The following is a 9,736-nucleotide window of genomic DNA, read 5'->3' on the forward strand; positions in this document are numbered from 1 at the left end:
GTTCCAATAGAAAAACACCAAGAGAATACGATAAAGAGCTTTATAAAGAGAGAAATCTCATCGAAAGAATGTTCAATAAACTCAAGAATTTTCGTAGGGTTGCTACTCGTTATGATAAATTAGCTATTTCTTTCTTATCTTTTGTCCATATTGCTTCTATATATCTTTGGTTAAAATAAATGTCGACACTACCTAAGTGCTGCTCTTCCAATTGAGCAGTTGCTACTGGTGTGTCTTGCTGAACAGATTGCTGGCTTATTGAATGAGCTTCTTTTGAATCACTAGCAGAAGGTTGATTATGCACACCATCAGCTGTAGTAGGTTTAGGGTCTGTTGTCTGGGTTGTTTGACCCTTTGGTCCAAGGAAATTTTCTTCAACTTTAGTTATTTCTTTGCTTATATTTTGTAAACATGTTTCTAGATTTTGTTGTAGGTCACCTTTTATTTCTTCAATCTTACTGTTTAGGGTATTAAGATTTGTTTGTAGTGTGGTTTCCACATTATTCAATAAACACGGTGTTGTCATAATAACTCCTTTTAAGTATAAAAACAATAAGAGTGTTATATAGGAAAAAAGTAAAAAAACGATGTATTGACTCATCAAATTTTGAAGTCAATATATTTAATATAATATTGACTTTAAAGTGATAGTTATTTTAACTAGTAGTTATTGCTATAGTTAAGTGTAGATGTCTTTTTTCTTTTATTTTTTTGCAGCCTTGAGTATTTTATCTTCTATTTGTGTAATCGGTGCAAAAAATCCAGTGCATTCAGTGTTGTTTTTGATTTTTACGTTTGTCAATGCTGCGGTGTTATTTATTCTCCTCGGAGCAGAATTTATTGCTATGATGGTACTCATAGTATATATAGGTGCAGTTGCAGTGTTGTTTCTTTTTGTAGTGATGATGCTTGATGTCAGGGTACATCAAGGTTTTACAAAACATTATGTTATTGGTGCTATCCTTTGTGCTGTATTTTTTCTAGTCATGATTTTTGTGCTTTATAACTCAACGCCAAATATCAGTAGTACTATAAATTATAATGCTAGTAATATAAAAGCTATTGGTGATGTACTATATACTGATTATATGTATGCTTTTCACATTTCTGGTATTGTATTGCTTGCTGCAATAGTTGGTGCAATAGTTCTCACTTTGCAAGACAAGAAGAAGGGAGTTAAAAAGCAGGATTTATTAAAGCAGTTAATGCAGTCTTCATCTGTAAAGTTAGTTAAAGCTAAATTGGGGAAAGGAGTAGAATGGAAATAGGATTGAACCATTTTTTAATAGTAGCTGCTATTCTGTTTACTGTCGGAGTATGCGGTATTTGTATCAACCGAAAGAGTATAATAAATATATTATTATCAATAGAGATATTACTGCTAGCAGTTAATATAAATTTGGTAGCTTTTTCTGTTTTTATGAACGATATAGCTGGACAAATTTTTGTTATGTTTGTGTTAACTGTTGCTGCTGCAGAATCAGGTGTAGGGCTTGCAATATTGGTGATATATTACAGAAAGCGTGGTAATATAGATATTGAGCAGGCAAATTTAATGAAAGAATAAAGTATGATGAATATACTGAAGTTAATTGTATTTTTTCCTCTGTTTGGCTCATTATTTGCAGCTTTTTTTAGAAGGGGTATCTTCAGTCAATTAGTTACAACTGCAGGAATTGGAATATCTGCAGCTTTATCTTGGTATTTATTTCTTACATTTTCTGAGAATTACCATCTGAACCTATTTCCTATGCTTTCATTGAGCATCCTAAAATTAAATTGGGCAATTGATGTGGATATTCTCTCCTCCGTGATGTTGATTGTCATTACCACTGTTTCATTTGTAGTGCATTTGTACTCTATTGGATATATGGAACATGATCAGGGAAAGTCGAGATTTTTTTGCTACTTATCACTTTTTACTTTTTGCATGATTTCTCTAGTAGTTAGTGATAATTTCATTCAACTTTTCTTTGGTTGGGAAGGAGTTGGCTTATGTTCTTATTTATTGATAGGATTTTGGTTTAAAAAATATTCTGCAAACAATGCAGCGATCAAAGCTTTTGTTGTCAATAGGATAGGGGATTTTTTCCTATTGATTGGTATTTTTCTTATTTACTACACATTTAACTCTTTGGAATTTGCTCATATATTTAGCACGGTTGATATGCTCGGCTATCAAAAAATTAAGGTTCTTTGCTGCGAATTTAATACAGTTCATGTAATATGCATATTGCTTTTTATTGGCTGTATGGGAAAATCAGCCCAATTGGGTTTACATGTTTGGTTACCAGATGCAATGGAAGGACCAACTCCCGTATCTGCATTGATTCATGCAGCAACCATGGTAACAGCTGGCGTTTTCTTGATTGCAAAATGTTCTCCTCTGTTTGAATTCTCCAATGTGGCGCGAGAAATAATAGTGATAGTGGGTATGCTCACTGCGTTTTTTGCGGCAACCGTTGCAATGACTCAAGATGATATTAAAAAGATTATTGCGTATTCAACATGTAGTCAACTTGGCTATATGTTTATAGCATGTGGTCTTTCCGCCTACAATATTGCCATCTTTCATTTGATGACACATGCTTTCTTTAAAGCTTTGCTATTTCTTGGGGCAGGTAACGTGATCCATGCAATGCATCACGAACAAAATATTCAAAAAATGGGCAATTGTTGGAAAAAAATTCCTTATACTTACACTTTAATGTGTATAGGATCTTTCGCATTATCTGGAATATTTCCATTTGCAGGTTTTTACTCAAAAGATTTAATAATTGAACATGCTTATGATTTAAATAGTTTTGCTTTTGTGGTGAGTTTGATTGTTGCTTTGTTTACATCATTTTACTCATGGAGATTGCAGTTTCTTGTTTTTCATGGTAAAGAACAAAGTAGTCCAATTGTGCATGAAGCACCAAGAATTATGCTTATACCATTAGCTATTCTTGCTTTTGGGGCGCTGTTTTCTGGAATGTGGGGGGTAAGTATTTTAAACGTGACTAGCAATGTATTTTGGCAATCAAGTTTAGTGGTTGCTGCAGAACATCCAGTTGATAATTATTTTATAAAGCTGCTACCAATTTTAGTAAGCTTAAGTGGAATATTATATGCATATTTTATTTATCATTTTCAACTTATAAAACATATTAAGAATAGACTGCTACTGAAATTTTTACGAAATAAGTGGTATTTTGATGAGATATATGAGTTTATTATAGTGATACCAGTGAGATTTATATCCAAAATTTTATGGGAGTGCGATATTAAAGTCATTGATTCATTTGGACCAAATGGTGTTGTCAGATTAGTTGATAAGTGTTCGAGAGGTTCTATCAAGTTACAAACCGGGTACATATTTGATTATGCACTTGTCATGTTTGTGACTTTAATAATAGGTGCTTTATATATTATTGGGGTGAAATAAGACAGTGTTGTTACTTAGTATATTCTTAATTCCATTAATAGGAGCATTAATTTTATCTTTGGCAAAAGTTGATTACTATTCAAGATTTATATCTTTATTTTTCACTATATTGCCATTTTTACTTAATATTCTCATTTTAATTCAGTTTGATTATAACAACGCAGATTTTCAATTTATCAGCTATCCAATTAAGAATATTGCCTTAGGAGTAGACGGAATATCGTTGATTTTTCTTTTACTGACAACTTTTTTATTTGTGATTTGCATGGTCTATAATTGCAAAATGAACTATGCGAATCTTAAATCATACATGGCATTGTTCTTATTACTTGAAAGCTTCATAATTGGCTTTTTTATTTCTCTTAATGCTATAAGCTTCTACGTATTTTTTGAGGCTGTGTTAATACCAATGTTCTTTATTATTGGAATCTGGGGTGGCAAAGAGAGAGTATATGCAACATTTAAATTGTTTCTTTATACCCTTACTGGGTCGTTATTATTTTTGCTTGGATTAGTATATGTGTATAATACTTTTGGAACAGTTGATATACAAGAGTTAACTACGCTAATGCCAGGCCTTGAGCTTAAGGTGCAGGTGTTATTGTGGCTTGCATTTTTTATCTCTTTTGCAATAAAAGTTCCAATGTTTCCATTTCATACCTGGCTTCCTGATGCACATGTGCAGTCTCCAACTTCTGGATCGATGATTTTAGCGGGTATACTTATCAAAATGGGAGGTTATGGATTTTTGAGATTCTCTATACCAATGCTTCCTTTAGCTAGTTTATATTTTTCAAATCTTGTTGTTGTGTTGAGTATAATAGCAGTGATATATACTTCTCTGGTTGCGTTTGCTCAAGATGATATCAAAAAATTAATAGCATATTCTTCAATAGCTCATATGGGTATTGTGACTGCTGGGCTTTTTTCTTTCCAGGAAGAAGGGGTGCTTGGTGCTATATTTCAAATGATTAGTCACGGCTTGATTTCTACCGCGTTGTTCTTATGTGTTGGGATGTTATATACTAGAGCTGGAACTTTGGAAATTAAAAAGTATGGTGGTATAGTAAACACAATGCCGAAGTTTGGTTATATGTTTATTTTATTCTCAATGGCTTCTATAGGGTTACCTGGAACATCTGGTTTTATAGGTGAGTTTTTGTCCATGCTTGGAATGTTTAAGAGCATGAGGTTTATTACAGGGTTCATAGCACTAGGCGTCATTTTAAGTGCAATTTACATGTTGAGTTTATGTAAAAAAATAATATGGGGAATAAGTTATTCCAACTTAAATGACGATCTTGATAAAATAGAGCTGTTTATTTTAATTTTACTCGCAGTGTTTGTTATTTTGCTTGGAATTTATCCAACATTTGTGCTGAATTATTTAAAACTATATGTAAGTAACTTATTGATTGGATGTAATATTTTATGAATTATTATCACTACATACAGATATTACCAGAAACCTTTTATATTATCTCTCTATTAAGCCTGTTATTGCTGGGGATTGTACTTAATTATCGTGCCATTAATTTGTTAGCACTTGGCTGTACAGCAGTGACTTTTATTATGTTGGTCAGCACAGCACAAAATAATGAAATTTTTCTCTTTAATTCGCTGCTGAAACTTAATTTATATATACGATCAGCACAAGCACTGATTCTTGCTGCAGGGATAGCAATACTCTTATTACTAAATTTATCAAAATATAACTATAAGTATGAGTTTTCTATATTAATTCTCTTTGCACTATTTGGTATGATAACTTTAGTATCAGCAAACAGTTTAATTTCTTTTTATTTAGCTTTTGAATTGATGAGTATCTCTCTATATGTGCTTGCATGTTTTAATCGGGATTCACTTTATTCATGTGAAGCTGGTGTGAAATATTTTACACTCGGTGCATTGTCTTCTTGCATTATGCTATATGGGATGTCTCTGCTTTATGGATATACAGGCCAAACCAATTTCTCTGAGTTAAGTATATTTTTACTGAACAACCAGATAAATTATGGGGTAATTTTTGGTTTAATCTTTATTTTCGTTGGGCTGTGCTTTAAGCTGGCTATAGCACCTTTTCATATGTGGGCTCCTGATGTTTACCAAGGTGCTCCCACTATAGTAAATGCATTTTTTTCGACAGCACCAAAAGCTGCACTCATAGCATTTTTAGTGCGTTTTGTTAATGAAGGGTTAGTAAGTATAGAAAAATACGTGCAACCTATTTTTCTGTATGTTTCAGTATTGTCTGTACTAATTTCAGCTTTAGGAGCTTTGCGTCAGCGAAATTTGAAGAGATTATTTGCCTATAGCTCAATAGGTCATGCAGGCTATATACTTGCTGCGCTTTCTATTTTTCAACAAACAGGAGTAGATAGTGCTCTAGTGTATTTAGTGGTGTATATCATTACAAATATAGGAATATTTGCATATTTAATACAAATGGATGATGATGATTGTAATATTGCAAATCTATCTGGATTTGGCAAAAAGCAACCAGTTTTAGCATTTTGTCTTTCTATATTACTATTCTCAATGATGGGAATACCTCCACTTGCAGGGTTTTTTACTAAATTTTTCATCTTTAAAAGTCTCATACATTCAGGTTTTATAGCACTGTCTTTAGTTCTTGTGGTAGCGAGTGTTGTATCATGCTATTATTATTTAAATATCATAAAAGTTATGTATTTTGATAAATCACACAGTAGTAATGAAGTTGCCAACTCTAATAGAGGCTTATCTTTTGTGATGATGGTGATTTCGTTGATTAATATTATTCTTTTTATATGTATAAAAGATTTTTACTCACTAGTTCACCTATTAATCAATTAAGCTAACAGAGAGCTGATTTCTCTTGCTAGCGCCAACACTGCTACCTTACTTACTATACTCCAAAGTGACAGAGTTTTTTCTCCTACTGTTCTGCTAACATCATGAAATTCACAATCAATCGCATTTAAACTAGAATATATATCTTTTCTTTTATTGTGGCGGTATAAATAACAAACTGGGGTTCTTCCTATGCAGTATACGGATGGTTCTGCAGTACTATTTTGAAAAGTATCGATGGTAGGCACACCTTCCTGTATTATGACACTGTTGATTTTTATGCCGTCTTTTACCTTTTTCATCTTAGTGCGCTTTTTTTTATTAAGATTCAATATCTCTTCACCACTTGTTGCAGTTATAATACCCATACCATATGTTCCGTTATTTGCTTTTATAAAGACGTATGGTTGTGTTTCTATTTCATATTCCTCATATTTTTTCTGTATTAAGGACAGCAAAAGATCTACTTTAGTTGCCAATACTTCTAGTGATGAATTATCCTCAAAATTAACTTTGTTGCAGTTGGTTGTAAGTGCAGAGATAAGCCATGGGTCGATTTCAAACTCTATGCAAAACTCTGATATGACTTCTTCATAAATTTCAAAGTATTTTGATTTTTGCCTGCCATGCCATCCGCACAATGGGTTTGGTATTATGTCTTGCTTGATATTTTCTAGTGTGCTTGGAATATGGCTAGTCATATCTCGGTTGAGTATGATAACATCCGGGATAAATCCTGATTTTGTTTTTATTAGAGAATCTTCTTTGGTAACAATTTCATAAGATTTTATTAAGTTATATAATTCATTATGAAAGAGGCCAATCTTAGTTTCAAAACCAGCTAACTGTAGTATTTTTTCAATGGCAAAAACATTTTCTATGTACATCTTATTTCGTGTGTAGTTTTCTGGTATTATCAGGGCTTTTTTATATTGATATTGTGCAAAATAGTCCTTTATTAATTGTGATGCAGTTTTTTGTGATTCTTCACTTAAGTTGTTGAATCCTGCTGGAAACAGGTTAGCATCTACCGCAGCAATTTTGTAATGAGAGTTCCTTAAGTCTATTGAACTATAGAACGGTAACGTCAAATTATTGAATTTTTCCTCAAACCAATTGTCTATGTTTGATAAATTTTTTATTAATTTAAAGTTAATTACGTTTTGCATTTGATCAGAAAGTATTATATTGTAGGTCAGATATTTAGTGAATTTAACTAAAGATTTAAGTATAATAAGGTTTTTACTAAAAGTGCAGAAAAATGACTCATCAACATAATGATAAAATGTATGGAACTACTATACTGTCAATTAGAAAAAATAATAGTGTAGTGGTGATAGGAGATGGGCAAGTTTCACTTGGCCATACTGTTATTAAGTCTGGAGCAAGAAAAGTCAGGCGTCTTTCAGGAGATTCTGTTATTGCTGGATTTGCTGGAGCAACTGCTGATGCATTTACTCTCTTTGAAAGGCTAGAATCAAAACTTGATAAACATCCTGGGCAACTAATGCGAGCATGCGTTGAACTTGCAAAAGATTGGCGGATGGATAAATTTTTAAGGAAATTAGAAGCAATGATGATTGTTGCAGATAAGTCCATTTCGTTAGTCATTACAGGGACTGGTGATGTTCTTGAGCCTGAAGATGGAATTGCAGCTATTGGTTCTGGGGGGAATTTTGCTTTATCTGCCGCAAAAGCTTTAATTGATGTTGAAGGAATATCAATAGAAGAAATTGCTAGAAAGGCTATGAAGATAGCTGCTGATATATGTGTTTATACAAATCATAATGTAATTATTGAAAAGATAGAGGAGTAACGTTCTTATGAATAACGATCAACCTATAGAAGGGCAATTTAGTGATAATAATAATGAAAAAAATTACTACTGTGAAGATCATTGTGACATGCAGGTTTTTTTAGATGATATGCCGCCACAAAAGATAGTGACGGAGTTGGATAGGTTTATAATAGGGCAAAATGATGCAAAGCGTGCTGTTGCTATTGCGCTAAGAAATCGTTGGCGTCGCAACAAAGTTCCGCTTCCTTTACGTGATGAGATTATACCTAAAAATATACTAATGATCGGTCATACAGGCGTTGGTAAAACTGAGATAGCTCGTCGTCTGGCAAAACTCGCAGGTGCACCATTTATAAAAGTTGAAGCAACAAAATTTACTGAGATAGGATATGTTGGGCGTGATGTTGATTCTATAATACGTGATTTAGTTGATTCAGCGATAGTTTTGGTTAAGGAAAAAGCCCGTAAAGCTTTAGCTAAGAAAGCTTTGAACCTGGCTGAGGAAATCATAGTCAATGCTTTGGTTGGTGAAGATGCTACTGAAGAGAGCAAAAGAGTTTTTAGAACAAGATTAAGCAATAAAGAATGTGAAGATGGAGAAGTTTCAATTAATGTGAGAGAGAATAAAAATATATTGCCCTCTTTTGATATACCTGGCATGCCAGGTGGTCAGGTTGGTGTTATGAATGTAACAGAACTAGTTGGAAAGATGTTCAATGGAAGTAAAAAAACAAAGACCATTACAGTGAAAGTAAAAGAAGCACGTGAAATACTGATTAATGAGGAAAGTGAAAAACTAATTGATGAAGACAAGATAATCAAAGAAGCAATAGATCTTGCTAGTAATGATGGCATAGTGTTTTTGGATGAGATTGATAAAATTGCAGCACGCACTGAAGTTAAAGGAGAGGTAAATAGAGAAGGAGTACAACGTGATCTGTTACCACTGCTCGAGGGAACAACTGTTTCAACAAAGTATGGACCTGTAAAAACTGATTATATATTATTTATCGCATCTGGTGCTTTTCATTTATCTAAACCTTCAGATTTATTACCGGAGTTGCAAGGTAGACTACCAATTAGAGTAGAACTTAAAGCCCTTACTCAAGGGGATTTAGTGCGAATACTAAAAGAACCAGAATCCAGTTTATTAAAGCAATACATAGCACTAATGGTGACAGAGAATGTAAAACTTGAGTTTACTGATGATGGTATAGATACTATAGCTGAAATAGCATCTACGGTAAACAGAGAAGTAGAGAACATAGGTGCAAGAAGGCTTCATACTGTTATGGAAAAGCTTTTAGATGAGATAAGCTTTATAGCTTCTGAGAAAGGTAGTGAGAAATTTATTATAGATAGTAAATATGTTAAAGATAAGCTTGAATCAATCTCGAAACAGTTAGATTTATCAAAATTTATATTGTAATAAGCCTATAAATTCCGAGTCGGAATAATAGTCAGTGTATCTTCTATCCACCTTAGAAGATGTCTTGAAATCATTTAAGTAGCTAATTTATTAAGCATAACGGTAATCATATTAAAGAAAATATTGGTTTTTGAGGTAAGAGGAGAATGTTCGTAATCTTTGCTCATGCGCCTAAAATTGGAGAGCCAAGCAAAGGTTCTTTCAACTATCCAACGTTTTGGAATAACCTGAAATCCTTCAGCTTCGGGAT

At 33.0% G+C, this 9,736-nt stretch carries 11 protein-coding genes; 8 read left to right on the plus strand and 3 right to left on the minus strand.

What is annotated here, in order from left to right:
• The coding region (locus IC220_RS04925) for a transposase (protein ID WP_188152690.1) at positions 1-179 on the plus strand (179 nt) is incomplete at its 5' end.
• Here the strand turns inward: IC220_RS04925 and IC220_RS04930 are convergent.
• Positions 110-526, minus strand: coding sequence for a hypothetical protein (locus IC220_RS04930; RefSeq protein WP_188153425.1), 417 nt, complete (start codon positions 524-526; stop codon positions 110-112). The two genes, IC220_RS04925 and IC220_RS04930, sit on opposite strands and share 70 nt — an antisense overlap.
• A gap of 163 nt (positions 527-689) precedes the next feature.
• On the opposite strand from IC220_RS04930, the gene IC220_RS04935 reads away from it, so the two are divergent.
• The 5 genes from IC220_RS04935 to IC220_RS04955 are packed head-to-tail and all read left to right on the plus strand — an operon-like array spanning position 690 to position 6,262.
• Positions 690-1,268 carry an NADH-quinone oxidoreductase subunit J gene (locus tag IC220_RS04935; RefSeq protein WP_188153426.1) on the plus strand — a complete coding sequence of 193 codons (579 nt, stop codon included), beginning with the start codon at positions 690-692 and terminating at the stop codon, positions 1,266-1,268.
• Positions 1,259-1,567 (plus strand): NADH-quinone oxidoreductase subunit NuoK, encoded by a 309-nt coding sequence (nuoK, locus tag IC220_RS04940; RefSeq protein WP_188153427.1) that lies wholly within the window; start codon positions 1,259-1,261, stop codon positions 1,565-1,567. The genes IC220_RS04935 and nuoK overlap by 10 nt, the downstream gene beginning before the upstream one ends.
• 3 nt (positions 1,568-1,570) lie before the next feature.
• Complete coding sequence (gene nuoL / locus IC220_RS04945; protein WP_188153428.1) at positions 1,571-3,427, plus strand: NADH-quinone oxidoreductase subunit L; 1,857 nt, start codon at positions 1,571-1,573, stop codon at positions 3,425-3,427.
• Positions 3,428-3,431: 4 nt separating this feature from the next.
• Positions 3,432-4,862 carry a complex I subunit 4 family protein gene (locus IC220_RS04950; RefSeq protein WP_188153429.1) on the plus strand — a complete coding sequence of 477 codons (1,431 nt, stop codon included), beginning with the start codon at positions 3,432-3,434 and terminating at the stop codon, positions 4,860-4,862.
• Positions 4,859-6,262, plus strand: coding sequence for an NADH-quinone oxidoreductase subunit N (locus IC220_RS04955; RefSeq protein WP_188153430.1), 1,404 nt, complete (start codon positions 4,859-4,861; stop codon positions 6,260-6,262). The genes IC220_RS04950 and IC220_RS04955 overlap by 4 nt, the downstream gene beginning before the upstream one ends.
• Here IC220_RS04955 and gshA read toward each other — a convergent pair.
• Complete coding sequence (gshA, locus tag IC220_RS04960; RefSeq protein ID WP_188153431.1) at positions 6,259-7,428, minus strand: glutamate--cysteine ligase; 1,170 nt, start codon at positions 7,426-7,428, stop codon at positions 6,259-6,261. The two genes, IC220_RS04955 and gshA, sit on opposite strands and share 4 nt — an antisense overlap.
• Positions 7,429-7,520: 92 nt before the next feature.
• Between gshA and hslV the strand changes: the two genes are divergently transcribed.
• A complete protein-coding gene (gene hslV / locus IC220_RS04965) occupies positions 7,521-8,075 on the plus strand; it encodes an ATP-dependent protease subunit HslV (protein WP_188153432.1) in 555 nt (184 codons plus the stop codon).
• A gap of 7 nt (positions 8,076-8,082) precedes the next feature.
• Complete coding sequence (gene hslU, locus IC220_RS04970; protein WP_304952516.1) at positions 8,083-9,486, plus strand: ATP-dependent protease ATPase subunit HslU; 1,404 nt, start codon at positions 8,083-8,085, stop codon at positions 9,484-9,486.
• 74 nt (positions 9,487-9,560) lie between these two features.
• On the opposite strand, the gene IC220_RS04975 is transcribed toward hslU, so the two are convergent.
• The coding region (locus IC220_RS04975) for a transposase (protein WP_188152743.1) at positions 9,561-9,736 on the minus strand (176 nt) is incomplete at its 5' end.

The organism is Wolbachia endosymbiont of Pentalonia nigronervosa, assembly GCF_014534705.1.
Taxonomy (GTDB): Bacteria; Pseudomonadota; Alphaproteobacteria; order Rickettsiales; family Anaplasmataceae; genus Wolbachia.

What these genes read in the sequence shown, in the direction of transcription:
- IC220_RS04930 (WP_188153425.1), bottom strand. Translation starts at nt 526, where the DNA reads ATGACAACACCGTGTTTATTGAATAATGTGGAAACCACACTACAAACA.
- IC220_RS04935 (WP_188153426.1), top strand. Translation starts at nt 690, where the DNA reads ATGTCTTTTTTCTTTTATTTTTTTGCAGCCTTGAGTATTTTATCTTCT.
- nuoK (WP_188153427.1), top strand. Translation starts at nt 1,259, where the DNA reads ATGGAAATAGGATTGAACCATTTTTTAATAGTAGCTGCTATTCTGTTT.
- nuoL (WP_188153428.1), top strand. Translation starts at nt 1,571, where the DNA reads ATGATGAATATACTGAAGTTAATTGTATTTTTTCCTCTGTTTGGCTCA.
- IC220_RS04955 (WP_188153430.1), top strand. Translation starts at nt 4,859, where the DNA reads ATGAATTATTATCACTACATACAGATATTACCAGAAACCTTTTATATT.
- gshA (WP_188153431.1), bottom strand. Translation starts at nt 7,428, where the DNA reads ATGCAAAACGTAATTAACTTTAAATTAATAAAAAATTTATCAAACATA.
- hslV (WP_188153432.1), top strand. Translation starts at nt 7,521, where the DNA reads ATGACTCATCAACATAATGATAAAATGTATGGAACTACTATACTGTCA.
- hslU (WP_304952516.1), top strand. Translation starts at nt 8,083, where the DNA reads ATGAATAACGATCAACCTATAGAAGGGCAATTTAGTGATAATAATAAT.